This window comes from Pseudomonas khavaziana (assembly GCF_036704165.1).
GTDB lineage: Bacteria > Pseudomonadota > Gammaproteobacteria > Pseudomonadales > Pseudomonadaceae > Aquipseudomonas > Aquipseudomonas khavaziana.
In genome coordinates this window covers 4412431-4438414 of record NZ_CP129946.1, presented here as the reverse complement: position 1 = coordinate 4438414, position 25984 = coordinate 4412431, and the positions used below count along the sequence as shown (strand labels likewise).

General features: G+C 56.8%; 20 protein-coding genes, 1 pseudogene and 1 riboswitch. Of the genes and pseudogenes, 11 read left to right on the top strand and 10 right to left on the bottom strand.

Annotated elements, in window-relative coordinates; genetic code table 11:
- Nucleotides 1-4: 4 nt before the first annotated feature.
- Complete coding sequence (locus QYQ93_RS19650; RefSeq protein WP_338475297.1) at nt 5-487, bottom strand: GNAT family N-acetyltransferase; 483 nt, start codon at nt 485-487, stop codon at nt 5-7.
- A gap of 118 nt (nt 488-605) precedes the next feature.
- On the opposite strand from QYQ93_RS19650, the gene QYQ93_RS19645 reads away from it, so the two are divergent.
- The 3 genes from QYQ93_RS19645 to QYQ93_RS19635 all read left to right on the top strand — a co-directional run bounded on the left by QYQ93_RS19645 (nt 606) and on the right by QYQ93_RS19635 (nt 6880).
- A complete protein-coding gene (locus QYQ93_RS19645; RefSeq protein ID WP_338475296.1) occupies nt 606-1121 on the top strand; it encodes a GNAT family N-acetyltransferase in 516 nt (171 codons plus the stop codon).
- Between the two features lie 341 nt (nt 1122-1462).
- On the top strand, nt 1463-5395 hold the full coding sequence (locus tag QYQ93_RS19640) for a reverse transcriptase domain-containing protein (protein WP_338475295.1): 3933 nt from the start codon (nt 1463-1465) through the stop codon (nt 5393-5395).
- Nucleotides 5396-5677: 282 nt separating this feature from the next.
- On the top strand, nt 5678-6880 hold the full coding sequence (locus tag QYQ93_RS19635; RefSeq protein WP_338475294.1) for a HEPN/Toprim-associated domain-containing protein: 1203 nt from the start codon (nt 5678-5680) through the stop codon (nt 6878-6880).
- Between the two features lie 405 nt (nt 6881-7285).
- On the opposite strand, the gene QYQ93_RS19630 is transcribed toward QYQ93_RS19635, so the two are convergent.
- Nucleotides 7286-9259 carry an ATP-binding protein gene (locus QYQ93_RS19630; RefSeq protein ID WP_338475293.1) on the bottom strand — a complete coding sequence of 658 codons (1974 nt, stop codon included), beginning with the start codon at nt 9257-9259 and terminating at the stop codon, nt 7286-7288.
- A gap of 268 nt (nt 9260-9527) precedes the next feature.
- Here QYQ93_RS19630 and QYQ93_RS19625 point away from each other — a divergent pair, with 268 nt between their 5' ends.
- Nucleotides 9528-12413 carry an AAA family ATPase gene (locus QYQ93_RS19625; protein WP_338475292.1) on the top strand — a complete coding sequence of 962 codons (2886 nt, stop codon included), beginning with the start codon at nt 9528-9530 and terminating at the stop codon, nt 12411-12413.
- A gap of 169 nt (nt 12414-12582) precedes the next feature.
- Here QYQ93_RS19625 and QYQ93_RS19620 read toward each other — a convergent pair whose 3' ends face one another.
- A complete protein-coding gene (locus QYQ93_RS19620) occupies nt 12583-12813 on the bottom strand; it encodes a DUF6124 family protein (RefSeq protein ID WP_306958401.1) in 231 nt (76 codons plus the stop codon).
- Nucleotides 12814-13338: 525 nt separating this feature from the next.
- On the opposite strand from QYQ93_RS19620, the gene QYQ93_RS19615 reads away from it, so the two are divergent.
- Both QYQ93_RS19615 and QYQ93_RS19610 read left to right on the top strand, forming a co-directional pair.
- Complete coding sequence (locus QYQ93_RS19615) at nt 13339-13941, top strand: hypothetical protein (RefSeq protein ID WP_198720694.1); 603 nt, start codon at nt 13339-13341, stop codon at nt 13939-13941.
- 63 nt (nt 13942-14004) lie between these two features.
- The gene (locus tag QYQ93_RS19610; protein ID WP_338475291.1) at nt 14005-14526 is read left to right on the top strand and encodes a DUF2846 domain-containing protein; all 522 of its coding nucleotides are present in this window, start codon (nt 14005-14007) and stop codon (nt 14524-14526) included.
- A gap of 87 nt (nt 14527-14613) precedes the next feature.
- Here QYQ93_RS19610 and QYQ93_RS19605 read toward each other — a convergent pair whose 3' ends face one another.
- From QYQ93_RS19605 to chrA, 4 genes are all read right to left on the bottom strand, one after another.
- Entirely contained in the window at nt 14614-16836 is a 2223-nt protein-coding gene (locus QYQ93_RS19605; protein ID WP_338475290.1) for a GMC family oxidoreductase, read from the bottom strand.
- Entirely contained in the window at nt 16833-17324 is a 492-nt protein-coding gene (locus QYQ93_RS19600) for a sorbitol dehydrogenase (protein WP_338475289.1), read from the bottom strand. The genes QYQ93_RS19605 and QYQ93_RS19600 overlap by 4 nt, the downstream gene beginning before the upstream one ends.
- A gap of 4 nt (nt 17325-17328) precedes the next feature.
- Nucleotides 17329-18666, bottom strand: coding sequence for a cytochrome C (locus QYQ93_RS19595; RefSeq protein WP_338475288.1), 1338 nt, complete (start codon nt 18664-18666; stop codon nt 17329-17331).
- A gap of 197 nt (nt 18667-18863) precedes the next feature.
- Nucleotides 18864-20066 (bottom strand): chromate efflux transporter, encoded by a 1203-nt coding sequence (gene chrA / locus QYQ93_RS19590; RefSeq protein ID WP_338475287.1) that lies wholly within the window; start codon nt 20064-20066, stop codon nt 18864-18866.
- Between the two features lie 175 nt (nt 20067-20241).
- Here chrA and tspO point away from each other — a divergent pair, with 175 nt between their 5' ends.
- The 5 genes and pseudogenes from tspO to QYQ93_RS19565 form a co-directional block, all read left to right on the top strand.
- Nucleotides 20242-20682 carry a tryptophan-rich sensory protein TspO gene (tspO, locus tag QYQ93_RS19585; RefSeq protein ID WP_338475286.1) on the top strand — a complete coding sequence of 147 codons (441 nt, stop codon included), beginning with the start codon at nt 20242-20244 and terminating at the stop codon, nt 20680-20682.
- Nucleotides 20682-21635, top strand: coding sequence for an alpha/beta hydrolase (locus QYQ93_RS19580; RefSeq protein WP_338475285.1), 954 nt, complete (start codon nt 20682-20684; stop codon nt 21633-21635). The genes tspO and QYQ93_RS19580 overlap by 1 nt, the downstream gene beginning before the upstream one ends.
- A gap of 35 nt (nt 21636-21670) precedes the next feature.
- Nucleotides 21671-21895: a hypothetical protein gene (locus tag QYQ93_RS19575; RefSeq protein ID WP_043047527.1), complete on the top strand. Its 225-nt coding sequence runs from the start codon at nt 21671-21673 to the stop codon at nt 21893-21895.
- The gene (locus QYQ93_RS19570) at nt 21892-22383 is read left to right on the top strand and encodes a GNAT family N-acetyltransferase (protein WP_338475284.1); all 492 of its coding nucleotides are present in this window, start codon (nt 21892-21894) and stop codon (nt 22381-22383) included. Before QYQ93_RS19575 ends, QYQ93_RS19570 begins: the two co-directional genes overlap by 4 nt.
- Before the next feature lie 160 nt (nt 22384-22543).
- Nucleotides 22544-22741 (top strand): annotated as a pseudogene (locus QYQ93_RS19565) (GNAT family N-acetyltransferase); the annotation flags it as partial.
- Nucleotides 22742-22895: 154 nt separating this feature from the next.
- On the opposite strand, the gene QYQ93_RS19560 reads toward QYQ93_RS19565, so the two are convergent.
- The 3 genes from QYQ93_RS19560 to QYQ93_RS19550 are packed head-to-tail and all read right to left on the bottom strand — an operon-like array spanning nt 22896 to nt 25668.
- The gene (locus QYQ93_RS19560; RefSeq protein WP_338475283.1) at nt 22896-23660 is read right to left on the bottom strand and encodes an ABC transporter ATP-binding protein; all 765 of its coding nucleotides are present in this window, start codon (nt 23658-23660) and stop codon (nt 22896-22898) included.
- The gene (locus tag QYQ93_RS19555) at nt 23657-24661 is read right to left on the bottom strand and encodes a FecCD family ABC transporter permease (RefSeq protein ID WP_043047524.1); all 1005 of its coding nucleotides are present in this window, start codon (nt 24659-24661) and stop codon (nt 23657-23659) included. The genes QYQ93_RS19560 and QYQ93_RS19555 overlap by 4 nt, the downstream gene beginning before the upstream one ends.
- Nucleotides 24658-25668, bottom strand: coding sequence for an ABC transporter substrate-binding protein (locus tag QYQ93_RS19550; protein ID WP_043047523.1), 1011 nt, complete (start codon nt 25666-25668; stop codon nt 24658-24660). The genes QYQ93_RS19555 and QYQ93_RS19550 overlap by 4 nt, the downstream gene beginning before the upstream one ends.
- A 104-nt stretch (nt 25669-25772) precedes the next feature.
- A riboswitch (cobalamin riboswitch) is annotated at nt 25773-25966 on the bottom strand.
- Between the last annotated feature and the right edge of the window lie 18 nt (nt 25967-25984).

The window sequence follows — 25984 nt, the reverse complement described above, 5'->3', positions numbered from 1 at the left end:
TCAGCTAGCAAGCTGGACCAATCGCCGGAACATGCTGACGAACATAATAATTGTCGAATTCACTGCTTTCGATGAACTGGAAGCCATGGCGGGTATAAAAGCGATTGGAAGCGCTTTCTTTGAGAGCCCCCACTTTAACAGGAAGGGCAGCCGCATCCGCCTCTTTGAAAATCTGAGCGAGAACAGCAGACCCCACCCCTGATCCCTGCGCGCTCGGCCTTACATACAAGTGGTCGAGCAAGAGTTCATTGTCGTGAAGTTTGACCACCACGAAACCCACCCGCTCTCCAGCTGCCTCGATGTAACGTGTGTAGCGAGCTTCAAAGCCGCTAAGAAACCGCTCCCGCGCACGGACCGGATCAAATCGCCCAACACGCTCCAGACTCTCGCGCATGGCCTCAATTCGAATGGCTACCAGATTATCCAAGTCGCTTTGTTGAGCGGTGACCAAAATGATGGGGGAATTTTGATTGGGTGCGACGGGCATAGGGTGTGCTCCAACTACCATCCTGGGGGCCCAGTATAGAGAGCCTGATACTGATGAAGCGACCCGCATGATATGTTCACGGCATAAATGGAGTAACGGCCCCAGGAAGGAAATTGCAATGCCAGTAGACACCCACCCAATCCGCATTCTCTCGCAACGCCTTAGCATTGAGCCCTTCTGCGAGCAGGACGCTGCTGAGTCCTTCCCTTGCCTCACACCGTCTCTGACTCGCTACATGTCCTGGGAACCGCCTGCTTCTCTGGAGGAATACGCGCAAGTCTGGGGGCAGTGGCTGCCTGCGATAGCGGATGGCAGCGACATCGTGTTCACGGTCAGGGAACTGGTGAATGCTCGTTTTACCGGCTTGGTCGGGCTGCACCATACCGGCAGTGAAACACCGGAGTTGGGTATCTGGATCCGTGAAGATAAACACGGGCTGGGCTTTGGTGGTGAAGCGGTGCGGGCGGTTGTTCAGTGGGCTGGCCAGCGGGTGGCGGCGAAGTACTTTATCTACCCTGTTGCGACGCAGAATAGTGCGAGTCGACGTATTGCCGAGGCTTTGGGGGGAGTGGTCATCGAGAGGCGGATGGCGGAGAAATATGATTCGGTTGTGTACCAGATAGCGGTGATTTAACCCTGGGTATCAGGTTTGCGATTGCTGCCCTTTACGAACGCTAGAAATCGGCCAAAGGCGGTCGCTCACTATCTAAGAATTCCGGGGCGATTCAGGCGTCACCAGATTTTGGTCCATAGCCGTCTAAGGAGTTTCAAAAAGTCCCGCTACTACCTCTACCTAACCCTTGTCGACGTCGCTATTAAATACGATGATATCATCGTGAGATTATGGCATGCGGGCGTTACCAAGGAAGGTTTCTTGCACAAGAAGGCTTGATGCCTCCTTTCGTCTCTCTCGGTGCTACCAGCCACATGCACGCCAGTTGAAACTGCTGCGCACTGCCTTACACGAGAGAGATAATGTCCATAATCAAAACGAAATATCTGGTCTTACGCCCCCATGGCGAGAAGCTTAAAGACATCGTCATCCTTGCCCAAGCTTGGAAAAAGACCCAAGGATTCATCCGTCGCCACAACTCGTATACTGATGTTCTCGAACTGGATAGATCTACCGTCAACCTAGAGCGGCAATTGACCGTGTGGGCCACAGCATTAGAGAAACCTCGGTTTCGGACTATAGAAATGATGCTGGTGCCTGCTCCCAAAAATGGGAGGTGGGTATTCCCGGCGGAACTGGAGCCTGAGAAAGACAATTTCTTAGATACCATTTTTACCAGCTCTCTATTTGACGCTTGGGGGCCGGTTCCAGACAAAGAAGATAATCCATCTAACCGACCCAGCCTTCAAAAATTACGGCCCCTCGCGCACATAGGTATTCGCGATCAGTCTCTAGCCACTGCCGTAATGATGTGCCTTGCTGAAGCCATAGAAACAACTCAAGGAAAACCGGACGAGGTTGATGCTGTTAAAGCGCGCTCAAATGGACTCACAAGCTACGGAAATCGACTCCATTGTCGATGGTCCGAAAGTGCAGGAAGCCGTGCTAAAGCCAATTTTTCTTGGGGTAATAGCCAGACGTATCGTAAATACTACCAAGACTATCGCGCGTTCCTATCTCGCCCACGGCAAATCTGTGCCGAATCAGCTCAACGGACACCCAAAGGGAAAGAGCTATCCGTAATCGCTCTTGATTTAAAGTCATTCTATGACCGCGTGGACCGTCAGGCTTTGATAACAGAGCTACAACGCCTCGAGACCGAGTTTAATCGAGAATTTCATGTGCAGGCGGATAATGGCGCCGACCAAGAGTTTTGGGATAAAACGGAAAAAATATTAAAATGGCGCTGGCGGGAAAGCGACAATGAACAAGCTGAATTATTCAATGAGTTGGGAAGTAAAAAGCTAGACCTTGGACTTCCGCAAGGTCTCGTAGCATCAGGTTTTTTTGCGAATGCATATTTAATCGGCTTTGATCAAGCAGTCGACAAAGACACTCGTGAGAACCTCGTAATTGAGGATAGCGGAATAAAAATACTTGATTACTGCCGTTATGTGGACGATATCAGGATTGTAATTGAAGCACCAAGCCACGCATCTCCACTCAATCAAGTAAAAAGCTATGTGATTGAGAAGCTCCAAGAGCATTGCAAACGCATTGGGGCCCAAAAAAATATTCTGCTATCAGAAGATAAGTGTTCTATAACCCCCTATCGTTCAATGTCGTCCCAGAATAACGTATCAACATTAATGAGCGTGCTTGGGGCTGAGTTGAGTGGAACGTTTGATATAGATTCATTAGCACAAGCTGCTGGCGGCCTCGAGGGGTTGCTCTGGATATCGGATCAGATAGAAGGATCACAAGAACCGCCAAAATCCAAACTACGATTAGCAACGATCGCTGCCCCCGCAACAGACGTTCGAGATGACACAGTCAAACGCTTTGTTGCGACCCGTCTCGTAGAGTTGATGAGACAGCGTCTAGCCATGACTGATCTCAGCGCACCTGACGATACAGGCGAGTCCTTAGGGGATCGGATGAATGGCGGAGAAGCCCTTGCCCATGAATTCGAATCTACAGCGCGTAAATTAATTAAATGCTGGGCAGAAAATCCCGCCCTCGTATTATTGCTCCGATGTGGGCTTGATTTATTTCCCCACCCCAAGTTGCTCGCACCAGTACTGGAAGCGCTTGGTGCAAAGCTTTTCGAAGCTCCCGGCGAACCCAGTCAGAATGAGCAGCGTCAAATTAAAAGCGCTGAATACATTGCCGCAGACTTATTACGTGCCGGCATTGTGGAGACTGGCTTTCGGGATGACGAGAGCTATCCCGAAAATATCGACATTCAAGGTTATAGAGAGGATCTTGGAGGCTTCGCGAGAACTATCGTTGTAGGACGAAAAAATTCGCCTTGGTACTTGCTACAGCAGGCACTGCTTTACTTAGCATCGATTGGAGATAATAGTGTAAGCCTCAATGATATTGAAGAGCCTTTGGTTGACGAGCCATATAAAAAGTTACGAAGCGCACTTCTCTTTGAGCACTCCAGCTCGGACGAACTATTGAAAACAATTCCGTATGCACTCGTTGCTCAGCAGATGCATCCAAATCCCCGGCGCTTTGCTGCTTGGTTAGCTGAAGGTCTTCGCTCTACCACGTCAGCCACTCAGATACAAAAAGTTGTCAACTTAGTTGCCCTTGAAAGGCCTGATTTGCTTCTGGAAGCGACCAGTAAGCGGGATGCAATGTTGCAAAAATGGAAAAAATTTGTTCCGCAATCTATAGTTGAAATTGGCCGCATCAGTGCCAGCAAACAAAAAGAAAATAAAATACTACCAACACGCCAGTTACTTCGAATTATGCAAGACCCATTAAATGCTTTCGGCCAAGAAAATGGGCTTTTAATGCTTGCTAAAGCACTTCTTACCACACCAGGCATCGAAGCGCGGCTTTCAAATAGACTCAGCCCCATAGATATTACCGTTACATGTTCGGACTGGACGCAATTACAATCTCTTCCGAGCAATTCTGAATTCATGAAAGTTATTTTGTCCGAAGAATCAGATGAAAACAATCCGCTATATGAGAACCCAGAATGGGTTAGCGGTGATCAGACCTGGATGTACGGCTTGGGTCGAATTCTAAGATCAGCATTAACAGGAGATTTCGACTTCACCGCGCGGAGACTTTTAGTAACAGAGGAAATTGGACGCTACAGAGGCATTCGGAGCAGCTGGTATAAGCGCCGCTTTGGAATGCTCAATTCTGGCAGCGGCATGCTGGAGGAGCCTGCACCAATTTCACCGTGGCTTTCTGGATTTATTTCGATACTCCTCCAATGGCCTGGTATCGAATTTAAAGCCAATGATGCGTCACCGGTTTCCGACGTCCGCACACCGGGTGAGCTGTTAGCAATTCTTGAAAAACGCATTTCAGAGCAACGGGAATTATATGGGGTACGTAGTAAAACTCCTTTCTACGTTATCCCTACCAGCGAAGGCACCATCCTTGTGGACAGGCCGTTGCGGGTTGCGATCGTCCAGACGCTTCGTCCTAGGATGGATGATTTCGATACCAAGGACCCTACCCACTGGACTCCGGCAATGTTGTCACAGCATCGACGTCACTTGGCTCAGGTGTGTCGCCTAGCGCACGCGAAATTACGCGCTTGGGCTTCATCTCGACCGCTAAAAGACGGGGAGGATGAAGACTCTAAAATCGATGTTATTCTTTTCCCTGAGTTAGCAGTTCATCCCGAACACGTTTTTTTTCTACGCCGCCTTTCAGACATGCTTAAGGCCAATATCTTCACTGGACTTACCTTCATGCATTCCATCAAATGTGGAGGCCCAATCAATCAGGGCCTATGGTTAATCCGGACAGACGCTCCAGATCAGAGCCGGAATATCCAATACGTGTGGCAGGGAAAACTGCACCCAACGAAACTTGAGCAACAAATGGGAGTTAAAGGGCATCGTCCTCATATAACACTGGTGGAGCTTCCAATAGGTACAACGTCACCAACACGTCTGGCTGCAGCGATCTGCTACGATGCAACTGATCTTGATCTGGTAGCAGACTTACGAGACCGGTCAGATGTATTCCTCGTTTCAGCGTTGAATCAGGACGTACAAACATTTGATAATATGGTGGCGGCACTACATTTTCACATGTACCAACCAGTAGTGCTTGCGAACTCAGGTGAATTTGGAGGATCTACCGCCCAAGTCCCGCTTCCTAAACATGAACGTTTAGTGGCCCATATCCACGGCAATAATCAAGTCGCGGTCAGTGTTTTCGAACTAGACCCAGCCCCATTCAAATCCACAAAACCCGGGCGATCACCAACACAGGTTAAAACTGCACCCGCCGGTTATAAAGGAAGAACGCACTGACTTAGTGCGCAATGTGGAACGGCCGCTTTTGGCCAGAAATAACCCTAGATCAATGTCCGCTTCTGGCCGTTTTCTGTCCGTCGCGACAGGCAGAAAACGCCAAAAGCAGCCGCTCGACGACTTACTGGCGAAATGCTAACTTCGGGTTAACGTTTGGCTGTCTTCTCTGTTTCGGGCGCTCCGTCGAGCGACACTGGCCCAGGTAAGATATGCAAGCAGTTGCAATCGACGCATAGCATTTATCGGTCTGCGTCGCGATCTAGTAGACATAAGGAGACAGCAATGTCCAGCTGGTATGACATTAAAATTCAAGGATTTAAAGTATTTTGCAACTCTAGTCAGTGTTTCTCAGAGTGGTATTTCCAAAAATCTGATCGTATAACTAGGGAAGGGGATGAAGCTAACATTGGCACTAGACGGTATTTATATGTGACCGACGCAGCGACGGCCCGTCGGCGACTAGCGCTCCAAGGGTGCGACAGACGTCTCCTAGAATCGGAATATGAGCGAGCCATTCTAGATATTGAGAAAGAATTTGAATATGCAACAGAATACTACCCGGACGACGTAGCCACTCTCCGCGAAGCAATTACCGGAATGACATTGGACGACTGGTTATCCAAATTGAAAGTTATCGTAAATGAGGAGTTAGATCACCGTGCTCTACATGATGACTATCAGCACGCGGATGCGGTAATAAACTATTTGACTAGTATTGGCAAATGGAATAGCGATAATCGATATGCTTCTTTCCCTTGCCTTACTCCCGACTGCTACACGCTCGCAGTGTTAGAAGTCACTCCTGACGATGCCGAAGTGATTATGGACTGTACAGACTGCGTCAAGGCAGGATCTATAGCTGCGTTCGATACGTATATCGAGTACCTTCAGCCGCGCACATACTTTTATGAGATTTTTAAAACATCGATACATGACATAGAAAACATTGTGCACACGATTGAAGTAAATAATACACTTGCAAAGCTTCTGTTTTCAGGTGTTATTACCGCGCTTGAAACATACCTATCAGACACAATGAGAAAATTGATATTTAATAATCAAGCAGTAATCAGAAGGTATGTTGAATTTGAGGATTTGTTTCAGAAAAAAATCAAGATTAGTGAGATATACCTGACGCTTGAAAAGCTTGAAAAAGATGTGTCGGCATTGCTCGATAAGACCAGTTTTCACAATGTCGAAGAAATATCAAAACTATATCAAAGCGTTTTGATTGTGAACTTCCCTAGCGAAGAAATGTTAGAGCTAAAGAAAGCTGTTGAGATCCGGCACGATATTGTCCACAGAAATGGCAAAACGTTTAAAGGCGAGTATCGAGATATAACAGAGCAAAACGTCATTGCTCTTATATCGTCGGTTGTTTCATTCCTAGCGAAAATTGATGATCAAATCCGAAACAACCTGCTTTTCTACGAAAATGATAATGAAAGCGACTGGAGCCCAAACCCCAGATTCCAATTATTATGATGACTGCTTTGAGCTTCGTAGCAAGCAAGCGCGCTAGTAGCGTTCGCAGTAAACGCCGCCGCATCCGTCGGACTTGGAGCTGGACTCGGAACATGAGTGTTTGATGCCGACTGGGTATTCAACGCCACCTCCAAGTCGAGTAGACGCCACGAACGGCTGCAATGGGGCGATTGCTGACGTTCACGAACGGCAGCTATTGGCGCGATCCGCGACTGTCACCGACCAAGCCGTTGCTGTCGTTTAGCTTTTGCATGCCGGGGCCAGCTTTGCTGCGAAAGCGATCCGGGCCTCTGAAATCGGTGGTCCTCAGGGGGATAGTCTCCTCCCGCGCTTGAAGATGCCCGACGAAACTCTCATCCCTTCGGCCATCGCGCGCGGCTCATTCGGGGGGTAGTGCTCCTAGTTTTAGTGTTCGACCTGCAACTCTGCAACCAACCCCTCCTTGGTCGCGTCGGTATAGTCGTCTCGCTTTAGTTTGAGGTTGTCGAGCATGAAGCCGTGCGTCAACTCGAAGCCATCAAGCAGCGTGTACCAGTTCATGACATATAGCTTCATGCGCGGGTCATCCGTTACGAGGCCTGGATCGTTTCGCAAGACATGAGCGTTCAACCGGCTGGTGATGATGGAGTCCGCAGAAGAAATCTGACGTCCAAGGAGGATGAGCTCAAAGTGCATCTTCTCCGACTTAAACTGTGGCTCGCTTGCGATGATTTCCGCGTAATCCTCAAGCTGCCGAAGGTGCTTCTTGTTAAGAGATATCGCAGGCCGTTTTATCTCCACCACAATGCATTTGTAAACACGATTCCCCAGCGAATCAAAGGCTGGAAATTTTCGAGCCATAAAGAGGTCAACTTGCCGTTGCGCGCCGGGAAAATCTGCATCTTCATCTACATCGTCCACACTCAGTGGCGACCGTCTCATAACTTCATCCCGCATGCGGCGAACAATCTTGGCGAAGGTGTCCTCCTCCGCGCCTATGGTCTCGTAGCGTGGCCCGAACAGCCATGTGTTGGCCTCGATGACCTTTTGCAAGTCCGGCGTTTCGAGAACCTCGCGGTAGTGTTCGTTCATCACATATCGCAGCTGCTGTACCGCGGTAGCTCGTCGTTGCAGCACCTCAATGCTCGAAACAATATTTTCGAGCGAGGTGCGATGCAGTTGCTTCGCTAGGTCTTGCATCGACTTCTCATCAAGGTCGAGCGCGCCTTCAAGCACCTCGAACAGGGCGTCGTTCTCGTTTGAGACTGCGAGCCTATCTAGAAGACGAATGATCAGTTTCGCTTGCTTCTTGTTGGTTTTGTGGAATACACGCGGTTCAGCGATGTAAATGTTCCGCACCAACTCGCGGGTGTACTGGTGCCGCCATTCTTTCTCCGTGTCATCCATTCCCGCGTAGCTCGGGAAGTAGCCTTCATCTTCGTAACTCTGTACCACCTCCTCAGCTCGCACGCGCAAGAAATCGCCATACACGGACTGACTCAGACGGTCCAACTGTAACTTGAACCTCTTCCAAGTTGGTGAGGCTGGTGTGTGCGCCTCAGGAGTGAGCAGGTCCTGCTCTTTCGAGAAGGTGTCAGCCCATGCGGATATCACGCATATGCTCGTGAAGAAGTTCGGCTTCTGATTGAGCGAGCTCAGTACTTTATAGACAGGAGCCCCACTGGAGTTGAGCAAGTATAGGTATGACCTCTCCGAGGTAGGCCGTTGCTCCCAGCGAAACACCTGGGCCTGAAAGACAGTATCCTCGATCACAATTTCTTTCTGAACCACCTCGTGTTTCGGAACCAGAACGGGCACTCCGTTCAGTACTACCTGCTTTTCTGGATGCACAGCAAGGTACCAACCGAACTCGACGGAAAAAATCTCGCGAAGATCATCCGACTCCGGCAGAACGCCCGTAAAATGCGTCAGTTCCACCAGAGTGCCCTTTCCTTGGGTCAGCAGCTCCGGCCTCTGCTCAGACCTCTCTAGAAGTCGCCCCTCAAAATCTTTGATGGTCGGCTCGGCGACGTCTATTACTGCATCGACGTTGCTGAACCTAGTGAACCATGATGCGTTGCGACAAAGCAGATGAAACGCAAGACGCCCGCGACCGTGCTCTCCCTTCATCGCGAGGTTGATCTTCTTCGCAGAATCATTGAAGCTTCCGAACGTGTCGTTCAACGTGTCGAACTCTATGCCGTCACCGTCGTCCAGTACAACTACACGCTCCACGCCGTGCATTTCGTTCTCGAACACAGTAATGGATACGGAGCTTGCGGCAGCATCGAAGCCATTCCAGGCCAGCTCGAATAGAGGTTGCCAAGACTCCGCCGTTTTGAAGTGCTTCTTGATACCGGAATTGCCGATGGAAGCGCTGCCCTTGAAGACGTTATTCATAAGCTTCCCTGTCATATTTCGGAAGATTTTTGCATACCTGCTAAGCGAAAGGGAGTCTGGTCCAGTTTAATAGCTCGATCAACCGCTCCTGACCGTGAGCCACTCTCTATGAACGGCATCTCTGGGTCGGTTTCTTCCATCCACAACCGTCTGAAAGCGGCCAAAAGCGGCCGGTAGGACTGCTGAGCTGAGTTACTGCAGGTGCCTGTCTGATGGCGAAATGCCCACGCTCCGGTTAGGCTGAAGATACTTCAGGGAGGGCATGCGAATGAGTCAGTATCTATTGAGCTTCGCCAGAAGCCACTTGAGTGGCAAATCGGATGGCTATCTGGCCCTTCTCTGGTGCATGGCCAAAGCGAGCCAGGATCGCGGACGCTATTCAGACCACATCAAGTCCTATCTCGCTTCGAGCGCTGACCAACTACTGAATACTAATTTTCAACGTATCGGTGCGCTATTTAAAAGGGGGCTGGAGTCTAGGCCGGAACTGGACTGGGTGGCGCCTTCAGGCCTCAGCCCATTGCTGGATTTGCAGGTTAAAAACTTCAGGGGCTTCGGCGAGTTGTCTGCGGATGACAGGGGGTGCTTTCTGCGTTTTAGCAAAATGAAGAACATCTTCTACGCACCTAATGGTGGGGGGAAGTCTTCGCTTTGCGAGGCGATTGAGTACGGCACGACCGGGCATATCAAAGAAGCAGATCGCCGGAAAACGAAGGTAAAGGCCTACATTGCGAGGGGCAGTGTAAAGCCGACGCTGTCGTTGGTGGGTCGGAACAGAAAAGCCGTGATCAAGAGTCTAGCTTGGTCAGCTTGCTTCATTGATCGCAACCGTCTTCAAGAGTTCTCATTGCTCGGCTCTAAGGATACTGGGAGCGCTGAAAGCGATGTATTGGCCAGCCTCTTCGGCCTTGAAGAGTTTCAAGAGGTCATCGGGCGGTTCGTGAAACCGGAGAGCTTCAATCTCACCCAGTACTTGAAGCCAGACCAGGCCGAAGCGTTGACCCAGGTTGAATTAGACCGAAAAGACCTCCTTGCCGAGCGCCAGGGTCACTTCAAAAGCATGACTGAGATCAATGACCAAGTATGCGAGGCGCTCGGTCTGCAGTCGGATCAGCAATCCGCTGTTCGAATTAGATTTTTGCGGCTGAAGAGCGAGATCGGGCTGAAGATCCGCAAGGCGGAGCAACTGAAACTTGCAGAAGCTCCGGTCGTTGATTCTTTCGTTCGAATCGAGCGCGCAGCACGCGCCGCTCGCTACCTCCTTGCCCGAAAGTCGATGATCGAGGCTTTGTTTGTAAAAAGTGCCAAGGATGTTAACTACGAAGCCATTTACTTGGCTATTAAAGACCTGGGCCAAGTGGAAGAAAATGACGCCTGTCCAGCATGCTCTACTCCGTTGCAACTCGTTGTGGAGAACCCATTTGAAAAGGCAAAACGAGAGCTTCAGGCCTTAAGCCGGCTGGAGCGTTTAAGAGCTGCTGACCAGCGCAATGACGAGAAGATTCTTCAAGTCGTTAGAGCGGTGGCCGCTGGGCTTGTGGGAGTCGAAAAGAACACCCGGCTGGATATCCCTTGTCGTCTTCATCTAGACGACCTCAAACGCGAACTGGCCAACCTCCAGACATCCGCCGATCGAGGAGCGTGTGCGGCATCCGTGCTAAGTCACTTTGACTCGCTTGTTAGAGATGAGGCAGCCGAGATCGAGACCTACCTACAGGCTTGTGAACAGAAGGACGAAGTGTTCGCGCAAGCTTCGGAGGAGATCTCCCGTCTAAGTAGTTCGGTCGAGTTACTCCAGCAGAAGCAAGATGCAATCAAAGATCTATTTGGTGCCAAAAATACCTGTAGAAAACTGATTGAGACTGCAGGCAAAAAAATCGCGGGCCTCATTGTTCGACGAAATAGTTTAAAACGTGATGATGCCGATACGGCTCGGTTCAATACCCTCATTCGTCAGTTGCAGGATGAGTACGGCAACCTCTATCAAGATCTGCTGGGGTACAAACTGCACCTTGAGAAAGCACGTATTACTGGGATCGAGACAAAAGCGGCTGAGTACTACAAAGCCATCAACGATCATGACGATGAGCATGAGCGTATTGATGCTATCCGCTTCGAGAAGATCAACGACAGCTATCGAATTAAGATCAACGGTGCGAACGGCACAGTGCAGGACGCGTTCTCGGTGTTGAGTGAAGGGCACCTTCGTGTGCTCGGCCTTTCGCTTCTGTTGGCAATGGCAGAGAAGAATAAGCTCCCACTGATTGTCTTCGATGACGTCGTGAACGCGATCGATAGCGATCACCGGTCGAACATCATCGATCTATTTTTCTCTGACCGTTACCTTCGGCTTACTCAGATGGTCGTGACAACACATGACCGTCTGTTCTGGGAGCGCTTCTGCATCATCGCTGATCGGCACCCTCAAGCCGATCAGCATAGAAGTTGCGTTTTGAGTTATACGAACAAAGGTGTCGTGGCGCTCGACCACTCCGGTGGGTTTCAAGGCAAGGTGCACGATGCATTGCGCGTTTATGACGTGAGGCAGGCATTGATATATTGCCGGATTTGGTTTGAGTCAATTGTGATCGAGTATTGCCTGGAAAATGCCGTGTCTATCACTGCTCAGTTCGGTAAGTCTCAGTTGAAGAAGAACGTATATCTGCAGGTAAGTTTGGAGAGAACCTTCTCACTGATCGAGCCGGTGCTCGCTTATGATCCTGTCCATTTCAATCTGATCAAAAATGATCTGGTGAACTGGGCCGGCCAGAACCAGGAACACCACGCATTTGATGAGGGAAGTTTGAACTTCGTACATTCAAAAACCAGCAAGGAAGTGGTCAGGATCTACGACGCGATTCGCTTACTTGAATGCCAGTTTTTCCCTCTCAAGAAGGACATTGCATGTAAGGCATTGCTGGTTGAAGTGAACGATAAGATCGATCAGTGGGTAGGGAAGCTTGCCAAGCTTGCCCAGGCCCCAGAAGGGGTGCAAAAGGACGCTGAGGCGCGCCTGAGACTCTTGCGCAGGCGGGCAGATGAGCTGACTCAGGAGCTAGCTTACATCGCCGTCTGCCTTGCCGAGATGGCCAAACTGAATCTGCCAAACGGCCAGATGCAGCCGGATGATGAGCTTTTGGAAGAGGAAGGGTAGAAAACAGACGTCCGCTTTTGGCCGAAAGCAGTGCCGCTCTCGTCATCGCAGAGGGTTTTGTGCCAAGGCTGAATACACCAAGGCCATCAAGCACCAACTCGCCGAGTCGTTGTATGTGGCTTACGACGACGCAGCGAGTCATCGGTCTAATGAGTCAACGAGCTACTCATCAGCCAGGGCAGGGCACTTCGCGGTCGAGGAGTCTGGCAGTGAGGAGTACGCCCAGTTCGCTCAGTTGGTGTATGGCGAGGGCGATGTCGCGGTGTTTGCCGTTGAGGTCTTCGGATAGGTCGAGCAGCAGGGTGCTGACGCTGGTGAAGGTTTCGTAGCTGTTGGTGATGAGGGTTTCGTTGCTGGCGTTGGGGGCTACGGTATAGAGCGTGGTTGAATCGTTAACCATGGTTAAGTTCCTTGCTTGGGCCACTTCCCATCGCTACTAAACAATAGGGCGGTAGCTGTACGCAGGTTAGTAGACCGGTGGAACCTAACAAAACCGGCGCGTCCGAGGACGCCCTGCGCACAGCCACCATCAAGCACAGACGAGGACGTCTGATGGAGGAAGCTTGTGCACTTGTTAGGTCTAAAGGTGGGCTACTAAACCCGATCACTGAACAATTCAGCGACCGAGCCACCTTAGAGACGGCTACCCCAGCGCACAAGCCGGCGGATTCTGACGCAGGCGTAGGCAATGGAGCAAGGTGCGGCAGGGGAATCGGATTTTGCCTTCAGGCGCTGCGTTATCGTTTGGTTTTTTCGCGAGCAAGCTCGCTCCTACAGGAGTGGGTCAAGAGTGGGTTGTTATCAAGGTGCGGGTAGCTGGACAATAGATGCCGACGAGCCAACAACGAAGCACCAGGCGTGCGAACTTTCGGTTCGCTCAGCTGGGCTCTACAAACTGCAAAATTACTGATCGGAAAAAAGACCAATGCTAGGGAAAGTCAGCAGTAAATATCTCGTCTGGGCCGCGGTCGCACTTTGCGCGACGCTTCTGTCCGGGTGCGCGGCGTCACGCTACGACGGCAAGCACGCGCCGGACCCGAGTAAGGCGATCATCATGGGTTCAATTGGTGAGAGTTTTCCGATGATGCAGGCCCATGGGCTGGTGGTTGAAATCGACCAACAGGGAGCACCCGGCACCGCAATACGGCTGACGACCTTGGGCAATGAAGATGATCAGCCATCACCCTCTGTGCTGGGCCATTACTTCATGTATGAAGTGCCGCCGGGTGAGTATGAGTACACGCAGTGGCATTACGTGTATTACGCGGGTAAGTCGATGGCGCGCCCTGTGCCTGCGGTTTTCTCGGTGAAGGCCGGGGAAACCCTCTATATCGGCGATCTGCGCGCCGATGCCCTGCGTTTTTGCTTGTCCAACGTCAACAATGCCGAGGACACGGTGCAGGCGCTCAAGCGCAAGTACCCGATGCTCAAGGACCGCAACATCGTGAATCTGACGCCGAAGAGCGGTTTTGCGCCTTGGCCGAGTTCTGATGCCACTGACTTCGGTAAAGGGCTGTGCACGATCTGAATCGGGTAACGGTGACAGTCATCAAACCCGACGCCCATTGATCCACGTTCAAGGAATTCATGCATGAAGCGCTCTACGCTACTCTGGGTCGGCCTGTTCGCAGCCCTGGCCTCACTGACCGGCTGCATCAGCGGTCCGGACCTCAAAGGCCAACCGTTCTTCACGTCACCGGCAGAGCCCCGTGCGGATGAAGCCACGGTGTACTTCTATCGCACGGCGGCCAGCATCGGTGACGGGGTGGCCCCGACGATTCAGGTCGATGGCCGCGCTGTCGGCAGCTTGCCTTCCGGTAGCTTTTTCAAGGCCGGCATGCCCGCCGGCAAGCACAGCATCGCCTCCACCTCGCCACCGATCATCAGCGGTATGGTTAACAAGCGTTTCGATATCAACGTCGAGAATGGAAAGGTGTATTACATCGCCGATCAACTCAGCACCTCTGCCTACACGGACGGGCAAACCCTGGGTGAAGTCGACGAGGGTAGTTTCGGTGGAACAATGTTTTACTCGCGCTACGCGCTTGTGCCTGCCGAGGAAGCGCTGCGGTCTATCAAGTGGTGCCAGGAGTTGCCGGCAACCGCACGGTAACCGGGCGTCCCACTTCATCGGAAGCCAACTTGCCGACAGACAGCAACCCCACAATACCGCAGCACTGTGGGGTTGCTATGCCAGCGCTTACACCGTGCCGAAACGCACCTCCACCGTCAGGCTGCCCCTGTTATCGCTCAGGCCAGCCCCGTAGCGCCCGGTCAGGTCGTCATTGATGCACAACTGCAACTCCCCCTGCTGGCCACGCGGCAATTGCGCCTGGTTGCCGACCAAAAACGGCGTGCCGCTGGTGCCGATACGCCCGATCAACGCGCCTTCCGCTTGACCGGGCAAGGTATAGCCGGGCTTGGCGGTCAACCTTGAATTGCCCGCCGCGCCGACCATGCCGGTGCCCGGGTTGGCCGTCCACTGCCCACCGGTGCACACCGCCAGTTGCCAGCTATGCCCGTTGACCTGCACGCCGGTGCCTTGCCAGGCCTGGTTGGCCTGCACCTGCACGGTACGCTTGAGCAGGTCGCTGGCGACCACGTCGGCGGCCTGGAAGGTCAGCGCGGTGATGGTCAAGGTCGGGTTGGCAGTGCCGGTAGTGGGGAACACGCCGTCGCCGACCAGGAACAGGTTGGGGTGGTCCCAGCTGCGCTGGTCCTTGTCCACCACTGACTTGGTGCGGTCCGAGCCCATGCGGTAGGTGCCCATCAGGTGGCCGGCGCCGAAGAACGCGTAGTTCTGGCCGTCGTACTTGAACACCGTTTGCGAGCCGGGCTTGAGTTCAGGGTTCAGGTCGGTCAGCTCGGTGGCGCCCATCAGCTTGGTGATGATATGCGTGGCGGCCAGGCGCGCTTGCTTGAAGCCCTCCTTGGTGTAGTCGGACAGTTCGTAGGTGATCTGTGGCCTGGTCAGGCCCAAACCGTCGGTGAAGCCCTCGGCCCTCTCTACCCGGCACAGCGCTTTGTCGGGGTCTTTCTCGACCTGCTCGATCAAGAAGCCCAGGCGGAACTGGCGGGTCAGCACGCTGTTGAGCTGCTGCACCAGCGCCACGCCGGACAACGCCTGGTTATTGGGGTTGGCGCCGCCATGGTTGGTGCCGTCGATGAAATCGCAGACCGAGGTGTAGGGGTCGTTTACCGACCAGTTCCAACCCTCGTTGCCGATCTCGATACGCCAGGCGGCACGCTGGCTGCGGAACGGGCCATCGCGCATGTCTTCGATCCCCGAGCTGGACAACGGCCCGCGGAACGGGAACAGTGGCTTGCCTTCGGGCATCAGGCCCCAGGCCAGGTACACCGGGTGGTCGGCCAACGCCTGGCCGACCTGGCCGCTGTTGTTGGCGACCCCTTTAGGGCTGTGCGGGCCGATGGAGTTGAGCAGCAGCTTCGGCGTTTCGATCGCGTGGGCGGCGATCACGTAGCGCTTGCCCTGGGCCGTGCCGTTCTGGTGCGTGCCGTTGTTCTGGTACTGGATGAAATCGATACCCGTGACCCCGCTGGCATCGACCTGCACCTGGCTCGCCACGGCCTGGTAGAGGATACGCACGTTGCCGGTATCCAGTGCCTTGGCCATGGTCACGGTGGCATCGTACTTGGCCTGGATCGGGCAGATCGGCGTGCAGCTGGTGTTGCCGGCGCACACCCGGCGGCCGTTGTCGTTCTGCGAGTTGCGCCCGGCCGGAGTCTGCCGCACGTTGAGGGTGATGCCCAGGTACTGCGTGCCATTGATGCCCTTGCCCAGGCCCTGGTCGACCAACGACGGCGGGATGCCGTGCATGCTGTATTGATAGCCCTGGGGGAAGGTCACGCCCAGGTAGGTCTGCGAAGCGACATCGGCGGAGACGCCTATCTCTTGCTCGGCGCGGCAGTAGGCGGTTTGCAGATCGTCGTAGCTGATCGGCCAGTCGACCCCGACGTTGTACGCAGTGCGCATGCGAAAGTCGTTGGGCAACAGGCGCAGGGCCGTGCCCATCCAGTGCCACATGGTGCCGCCGCCCACCCGCTCGTAGGTGCTGGCGAACAGGTGCGGCCCCTTCTGTACCAGGTAGCTCTTCTGCACCTTGTTCGGGTCGTCGCTGCCGGCAGTGATCAAGTCCTGGATAGTCGCTCGCGGGGCGAACTGTTTGGCCGGGGTTTGCTCGGTCTGCTCCGGTGGGTAGGGCGACTCCGGCGACTTGAACACGGCAGTATAGAAACGCTCCAGGTACTCGCTGCGGTTAGGCGGAATCGCCGGGCCCGACTCGAGCACCAGCACTTTCAAGCCGGCCAGGCCCAACTGATAGGCCATGACGCTGCCGGCCATGCCGGCGCCCACGACGATTACATCGGCGGTTTCGATGTTCTGGGTGTGTAGAGTGCTCATGGCTGCTGCCCTTCCTTGGCGTCGACACCGGTGAATTGCTTGAGGGTCGGTGGCTGCTCGGCCCAGTAGCCGAAGTGGTACTGGCTGTAGCCCATGGGGTGGGATTGGGCGATCTTCCACGCCCAGCTTTCCTTGTAGGCCTGGTCGGAGACCACGCGGGTGTCACCCTTGTGGGCGGTGCCCTGGTCATAAGGTTGGTACCAGCTGCCAAGCAGCCACAGCTTCATGATCGAGCGGGCGCCCTGGGCGATCTGCGGGTCCGAGTTGCCGAGCACGGCGTTGGCGATTTGCGCAGGCGGTTGGTTCTTGATGCTGGCGTACAGCGTCAGCAAATTGCTGAACGCGGCGGTGCCCATGCCTTGCTGGGCCGTGGCGAAGAACAGCGGCGGTAGTTTGATCGGGTCGAGGGTCGGCGCGAGCAAGTCGGCGGCAAGGCCGGTGAGCACGGCGGACAGGTCGATGAAGTTTTGCAGGTTCGGGTCGCTCATGGCATCACTCCTTGGCGCCAGTGGATTGGGCACGTTCAAGCAGGAAGGTGAAATCGGCGAAGCTGGTGCGCGGGGACTGGGTCACCCGGGTGGTCGCGTTGTTGTGGCACTCCATGCAGCTGGACGAGGCCTGTGGTGTGGTGCCCTGGTTGTAGGTTTCCAGGGTGGCGTTGGCCAGGAAGGACGGGGCAGGCGTGCCCAGCGGGTTGGTTGGCGACGGCAGTTGGCAGTCATCGGCGGGGGCGGTTGGCCACTGGGTGCTGATCAGCTGGTAGTTGGCCCACACCGTGCCCTTCAGCGCGCCTTGCCACTGCGCGTTGAGCTGGTGGGTTGCGGCGGTGAGCGGAATTTCCCGCACGATCTGCGACGGCGTGGCTTTCTTCGATGGGTCCCACGGGCGCGCTGGCGGCTCGTTCACCGGGCGGTCGCTGGCCTGGGCGTCGTAGAACAGGTAGGGGCCCTTGCGCTCGTTCATCGGCGTGGTCTTTTCCGGCACGTTGCGCACGTGCTCGAAGGTCGACCATACCCACTGCGGCGCACCTTTGGTCTTGTGCACGATATGCAGGCCGACCAGCCCGACCTTCTGTGCGCTGCACGACTCGGGGATCACCGCGCCCGTGTTCGGGTCGGTGTTGCCGGGGGTGTAGACCAAGGCGTCGACGGCATGGAATTCCTGCGGGTTGTCGTTGCCGCCGAGTACCTTCCAGGCCGACTTGACCATGATCGCGCCGACCTGCTTGTCCTTCACGCCGCAGGAGAAGGCGATGCGGTTGTCGGCCTTGCCCAGGAACGCTTGCTGGCCTTCCTTGCTGTAGAGACCCTTGTTGACGATGTCGTCGAACATCGGCTGGTTGACCATGATCGCGTTGCGCGTGTAGGTGCCGTTCTGGTCCACCAGCGGGCCGGTCTTGAACGGCTGGATGAATTCGTCGAGCACACCGGCGACCTTGCCCATCTGTTGCAGTACGGGCAGGTTACCTTTGCCTTGGCAGGCGGCGGGCGGCGGCGTGGCCTGGTCCCAGGGGAGTGGCTTCTGGCCTTGTGGCAGGAAAATCGCGTAGCTCTCCTTCCACGACTCCCAAACCGTCTGCCCCGGCGTGCCGATTTTCACCGAGGTGTCGGCGCTGCCGTCGGCCTTTGCGGGCCAGTTCAGGGCGACGAAGGTCTGCCACGACAGCACGTCGAAATCGTGTTGCAGGTTGTCCAGGGTGAAGGGAGGGTTGGCGGTGACGTCGAAGGGGATCGCAGGTGACAGCACTGGCGGGCCGGCCGCATCGGCCATGGCGAGCGCGCTGGTGAAGCTTGCACCCAGGCACGCCAACCGTTTCAAGGTTATTTTCATTATCGTCTCCTCAGCAGATAAAGCGTCGGGACGACGAGGCGTACTGGCCCTTCATGGACCGAATGTTCAGCGTTATCCCTTACGCTAGGCTGAAGGCTAGCCGTTGCGTCAGTACCCTCAGATATATCCGACTAAAGGTAGGGATAAGCAGGATCGTCGCACGGCGTGGCTTGGCATTTTCGCGAGCAAGCTCGCTCCTACAAGTCCAGTAACGTGCCCAGTACGCCGCAACCTATCACCACCAGCCAGGGCGGCAGCTTCCAGGCCATCAGCGCGACCAGTGCGAGCACGGCCAGGGCAAAGTCATACCCGCTGAAAATCGCGCTGGTCCACACCGGCCGGTACAGCGCCGCCAGCAACAGCCCGACCACCGCTGCATTCACCCCGGCCAGGGCGGCTTGGGTGCGCGGGCTTGTGCGCAGGCTGGCCCAGAAAGGCAAGGCACCGCAGATCAGCAGGAACGACGGGGCGAAGATCGCCAGCAGGGCGATCATGCCGCCGAGCCAACCGCTGGGGGCGTGGGTCATCGAGGCGCCGAGGAAGGCGGCGAAGGTGAACAGCGGGCCGGGCACGGCTTGGGTGGCGCCGTAGCCGGCGAGGAATACGTCATTGCTCACCCACTGCGGCGGCACCACTTCGGCTTGCAGCAGCGGCAGCACCACGTGGCCACCGCCGAACACCAGGGCGCCGGTGCGGTAGAAGGCGTCCACCAGGGCGAGGGTGGAGTTGGGCAGCCCGTCGGCCAGGATCGGCAAGCCCACCAATAGCACCACGAACAGCGCCAGCCACATGGCCCCGGCGCGGCGGCTGATGGCGATGGGCAGGCTGTCGGGCTCTGTATGGGTTTGGGGCTTGAACAGCAGCAGGCCGGCCACGCCCGCGGCGGCGATCACCCCGACCTGGCTCCAGGCGGACGGCGCCAGCAGCACGATGCATGCGGCGATCAGCATCAGCGTGAGCTTCACGGCACCTCGGCATAGGTTGCGCGCCATGCCCCATACGGCCTGGGCGACGACGGCCACGGCGACGACCTTGAGGCCATGCAAGACTCCGCCAGGGATGGCGGTGCCGTAGCGCGAGAGGCCGACGGCAAAGAGAATCAAGGCGATGGCCGACGGCAAGGTAAACCCGGCCCAGGCCGCTGCGGCGCCGCCGTAGCCTGCACGGGACAAGCCCAGGGCAATGCCGACCTGGCTGCTGGCCGGGCCGGGGAGGAACTGGCACAAGGCGACCAGTTCGGCGTAGCTGCGCTCGCTCAACCACTGCCGCCGAGTGACGAACGCCTCGCGGAAATAGCCCAGGTGCGCAATCGGCCCGCCGAAGGAGGTCAGGCCCAGGCGCAGGAAGATCAGGAACACCGACCAGGGGCTGTCAGGATGATCGGTAGTGGACTTGGCCAAGGTCAGGCTCTCTGCTGTAGGGTAGGCTTAGCCGGCATTTTGCAGACCCTACCCAATTTTCATGACGCGCAGAAGAGAGGGTATTTTTTGGCGAATGCATTGAATTTATGCGCAGGTGTTTGAGTCACTCAAGCATAGCGTTGCTTTCTATATCACTCGACCTCAAGGACCGACCATGACCTTCTTTATCTTCCTCCTGGCCTGCGCCGCCGCCGCCAGCACCGGTGTGATCTTCAAGCCCGGCGCCTGGTACGAATCCCTGGTCAAGCCCAGCTTCACGCCGCCTAATTGGCTGTTCCCGGTGGCATGGACCATCATCTATCTGCTGCTGGCCTGGGCCGGTTATCGTTTGACCTTGATCCCCGGCAGCGAAATGGTGCTGGCGCTGTGGGCGGCGCAGATTGCCCTGAATACCTTGTGGACACCGGTGTTCTTCGGTGCCCACCGACTGCTGGCCGGGATGGTGATTATCGTGCTGCTGTGGCTCACCGTGGCGGCGATGGTGGTGCTGGCCGTGCGCCTGGACCTGATCACCGGTTTGATCCTGTTCCCTTACCTTGCGTGGTTGTGTGTAGCCGCGGCGTTGAACTTCTCAATCTTGCGCAACAATCGCTGATGGCTTACCAACATTGGCCCGCCAGCGAGTCCGAGCTGGTTCAGATGCGCCGCTTCAATCAGAAGCTTGGGTGGATGCCGCGCTTTAAAATCCGCAACCGCGTCACGCCGCGTTTGATCCAGGCGCTGTTGCGTGCCAGTCAAGCGCTGAAAAAGGCGCCGGTGGCAGAGCGCAAAAAGGTGGGCTCGGTGCCGGTGCGCATCCTGCGGCCCAGCGGCACGCCCAAAGGCGTGGTGCTGGATATCCACGGCGGTGGCTGGGTAATCGGCAATGCGCAGATGGATGACGACCTCAACCTCGGCATGGTCAACGCCTGCGGCGTGGCGGTGGTGTCGGTGGATTATCGGCTGGCGGTGGACACGCCGATAGAAGGATTGCTGGAAGACTGCCTGGTCGCTGCACGCTGGCTCCTGGGGGATTGCCCGGAATTTGCCGACCTGCCGGTGTTCGTGGTCGGCGAGTCGGCCGGTGGTCACTTGGCGGCGGCCACCTTGCTGGCGCTCAAGCAATGGCCCGAGTTGCTCGAGCGGGTAAGCGGCGCGGTGTTGTATTACGGCGTCTATGACTTGACCGGCACGCCAAGCGTGCGCACGGCGGGGCCGGACACCTTGTTGCTGGACGGGCCGGGCATGGTCCAGGCCCTGCGCCTGCTGACGCCGGGCATCACCGACGAGGCGCGCCGGCAGCCGCCGTTGTCACCGTTGTACGGGGATTTTGCAGGGTTGCCGCCAGCGCTGATGTTCGTGGGCGAGCTGGACCCGCTCAAAGACGACACGCTGCTGATCGCCGAGCGCTGGAGCGGGGCAGAAGCGCACCTGCTGCCGGAGGCGGCCCATGGTTTCATTCATTTTCCGCTGGAGATGGCAGGCAACGTGTTGGCCTATAGTCGCAAATGGATAACGCAGCATCTGCATCGAGTGGGAACTAAAAAACTGATCGCTGAGTCAGGTTAATCAGTTGCGCCTTCTCTCCCTACAAGGATTCCCGCATGCGTGCCTACACCCTGAACTACCTCTTCAATGATGAACCTCGTACTCACAGGTTTGACCTCAAGCAGACTGAATTGCCTGTGCATGAGGCGGCGATGCACCTGCTGGCGTTGCATTTCGGCGACGCGGAAAACGGCCTGATCATGCCGGCGGCAGATGCAACGCCGGAGGAGATCCTGGAGCAGGCGCAGGTGGTGGGGATTACCCGGATCGAGGTGGTATGAGGCCGAAAATCCAGGTCGTCACCCCGGCTGATCTGCCCGAAGTGCTCAGCTTCGCGTTGCAGGCGCGTGATGAACTGTTCCCAAAGCTCAGCGCAACCGGGGTACCGGATGACCTGGCGCAGTTCGAAGCCATTTACCTGCAGGGCGACGGGCAGTTTCTGATTGCTCGTGCCGAAGGCCAGGTCGTTGCGGCGGTGGGTTATCTGCCGTACGACGGCCGCTTTGCACAGTTGAACTACCAAGGCTGCAAGACAGTGGAGGTGGTGCGCCTGTACGTACATCCGGCATTTCGTCGCTGCGGTCTGGCGGGTGAGCTATACCGTTTGCTGGAAGCGCTGGCGCGGGCGGACGGGGTGGAAGTGGTTTACCTGCATACCCACCCGTTTCTGCCCGGGGCGATTGATTTCTGGATCCGGCAAGGATTCGAGGTGGTGGATGTGGAAGCTGACCCGGTATGGCAGACCACACATATGCACCGGTCTCTGTAGATCAAATGTGGCAGGGGCGGCGGCCTGGCTGACACCCCTGGGTCAAAAATGTGGGGGCTTGCACCCCGATGGCGGTGGGTCAGCCCCAGGTGTATTCATTGACACTCCCTCATCGGGAGCAAGCCCCCTCCCACATTTGGCTCAGGTGTGTCAGGTAGGGCGTCGCTGCGGTCTGGTGGGTGAGTTATACCGTTTGCTGGAAGCGCGGGCGCGGGCGGACGGGGTGGAAGTGGTTTACCTGCATACCCACCCGTTTCTGCCCGGGGCGATTGATTTCTGGATCCGGCAAGGATTCGAGGTGGTGGATGTGGAAGCTGATCCGGTATGGCAGACCACACATATGCACCGGTCTCTGTAGATCAAATGTGGCAGGGGCGGCGGCCTGGCTGACACCCCCTGGGTCAAAAATGTGGGAGGGGGCTTGCCCCCGATGGCGGTGGGTCAGCCCCAGGTGTATTCACTGACACTCCCTCATCGGGAGCAAGCCCCCTCCCACATTTGTCCCAGGTGTGTCAGGTAGGGCGCAGGCGCAGGATTTGCGCGCCGTCGAACGGGTCCGTGAGGTAATGCCCCTGTACCCCGAAGGTCTCTTGCAGGCGCTCCGGCGTCAGCACTTCCAACGGCGTGCCCAATGCCACCAACCGCCCGCGATCCAGCACGGCCAGGCGATCACAGGTCAGTGCCTGGTTCAGGTCATGCAGGGCAATCAAGGTGGTCACCGGCAAGCCTTGCACGCCTTTCAAGATCGCCAGTTGATGCTGGATATCCAGGTGATTGGTCGGCTCATCCAGCAACAGAATCCGCGGTCTTTGCGCCAGGGCGCGGGCGATGTGTACGCGTTGGCGTTCGCCGCCGGAGAGGCTGCGCCAGGCGCGGTGGCTCAGGTGGGTGGCGTCTACGTCGTGCAGGGCCTGGCGGACGATGGCGTCGTCTTCGCTAGACCACGGGCTCAGCGCCGACAGCCATGGCGTGCGGCCCAGGGCCACGGCGTCGAACACGCGGATGGCATCGTCGGTGTCGGCCTGCTGTTCAACCACCGCCAGCTGTTGCGCGATGGCGCGGCGCGACAGCTCACCCACGCGCTTGGCGCCCAGGCGTACTTCACCACTGGCCGGGGCGCGCAAGCCAGCGAGCAATTTGAGCAGGGTGGATTTGCCCGAGCCGTTGGGCCCGACGATGCCGAGGGTTTCCCCTTGCTGCACGTCCAGGTGAATATCGCGCAGCAACTCAGCGTCTCGCACCTTGAAACCCAGGCCGGTGCAACTGAGCACACTCATCGCGCGTTCCTGCGGCCAATCAGGATCAGCGCAAACACCGGTGCGCCCACCAACGCCGTGACCACACCTACGGGAATCACCTGGCCCTTGATCAAGGTGCGCGACAGCACATCGGCCGCAATCAAGAACAACGCGCCACCAAGAGCGCTCGCCGGCAGCAACCGCGAATGCCCGGTGCCCAGCAGCAGGCGCACCGCATGGGGAATCACCAGGCCGACAAAACCGATGGAGCCAACGATGGACACCATCACTGCCGTCACCAGCGCAGCGCAGGCCACCAGCACAAATTGCACGCGGCGCACCGGGATGCCCAGGGACGCCGCCGAGTCGCTGCCGAAAGTAAAGGCATCCAATGCGCGACGATGCCACAGGCACACCGCCAGCCCAACGATCGCCACCGGCACCGCCAGCCACACCGACGGCCAACGCACGCCGCTGAGGTTGCCCAGCAGCCAGAACATAATGCCGCGGGCTTGCTCGGAGCTGGCCGACTTGGTGATCAGGAACGCGGTCAAGGCATTGAACAATTGCGAGCCGGCGATGCCCGCGAGGATGATCTGCCCGGTGCCGCTGGACGAGCCACTGGCCCGCGCCAGCAGGATCACCAGCGCAAACGCCGCCATCGCCCCTGCAAACGCCCCCGCCGACAGCGACACCAGCCCGCCGCCGACGCCGATCAAGGCAACGAGGACCGCGCCGGTCGACGCGCCGGCGCTGATGCCGAGCAAGTAAGGATCAGCCAGCGGGTTACGCAGCAACGATTGCAGGATCACGCCACAGGTCGCCAACCCCGCACCGCAGGCAGCGGCCACCAGTGCGCGGGTCAGGCGATAGTTCCACACCACGCCTTCATCGATGGGGTCGAGCACGAAGCCCGCGGCGCACAGTTTGTTGGCGAGCACCTGGAGCACCACCTGTGGCGAGATGGCCGTTTCGCCGATGGCCACGCCGGCGAGCAGGGCGAGCAACAGCAGTGTGAGGGCGAGCAGGGTACGCATCATTTCGGCAGGTCATAGCCGTCGATGGCGGCGGCCAGTTGTTCCAGGCCATCGAAGGTACGCAGGCTGGCCTGCAACGCCAGGGCATCGAGGATGATGATGCGGTTGTGTTTCACCGCGTCCATGTTGCGGGTCACCGGGTCGCTGCGCAGGAAGGCGAGTTTCTTTTCATGGTCGTCGGCGGGGTAGCGGCGCCGATCCATGCGTGCGATCACCAGGAACGTCGGGTTGGCCTTGGCGATGGTTTCCCAGCCGACGGCGGGCCATTCTTCATCGGACTGCACCACATTGCGCAGGCCGAGGGTTTGCAGCATGAACTGGGGAATGCCCTTGTGCCCGGCCACATAGGGATCGCTGGCCATTTCGGCACTGGAGAACCACACCAGCGCGCTGGCTTGCTTCAAGCCTTTGCCTTGCGCGGTGGCGATGGACTTGACCAGGCGCGCCTGCAGTTCATCGTTGAGCTGCTGGCCGCGATCCTGGACGTCGAAAATCTGCGCCAGTTGGCGGATGCTTTTATAAATCGTGTCGATGCGGAACGGCTCCAGTCGCGTGCCGTCGGCACCCACCAGGTTGTCCTTGCCTTCGCAATCCGAGGGCAGCAGGTAGGTGGGGATCTGCAGCTCATGGAATTGCTCGCGGGTGCCGACCACGCCTTGGGGCCCCACCACCCATTCCAGCTCGGCGGCCACCAGTTGCGGGCGCTTGGCGATCACCGCTTCGAAGCTCGGCTCGTTGTTGGCCAGGCGCTCGATGGTGGCGTCCTGTGCCTTGTACTGCGCCAACACGTTGTTGAACCACAGCGAAGTGCCAACCACTTTATCGCCCACGCCCAAGGCATAGAGCATCTCGGTGGCGGCCTGGCCGATGGTGACGCTGCGTGCAGGCGCGTGCTGGAAGGTCAGGGTACTGCCGCAGTTTTCCAGGCTCAGCGGGTAATGGGTGGGCGTGGCCTGGGCCATTGCACAGGCACCCAAGCCTGCGATCAGGGCGGTAACGCGTGGCAGCATGGGGAGATCTCCGAGTGCAGCAGGGGCGGTACGGCTCGGAAATACAGCCTCGAACGCTGCCGATCAGGCAGGCAAGGATGTCCTTCCCGGACACCCCGCCGGTTAGTGGTTTTGCTGGGCCGGCAGGTCTCCTGACTGATGCGTCGTCACCTTGCTCCCGCCTTCCCGGACAGGGTCCAGTGGCAGTGGGGAGCAGGCTCGGCACCTACAGTTGCGGGGGCAGTTTCGATTGACGTCGCGGGCGGCGTTTCGAATTCCCTGTTAGTCCCATACGGGAACCGGCGGCGGTATGGTAGTCGATCACGCCCTGTAGGAG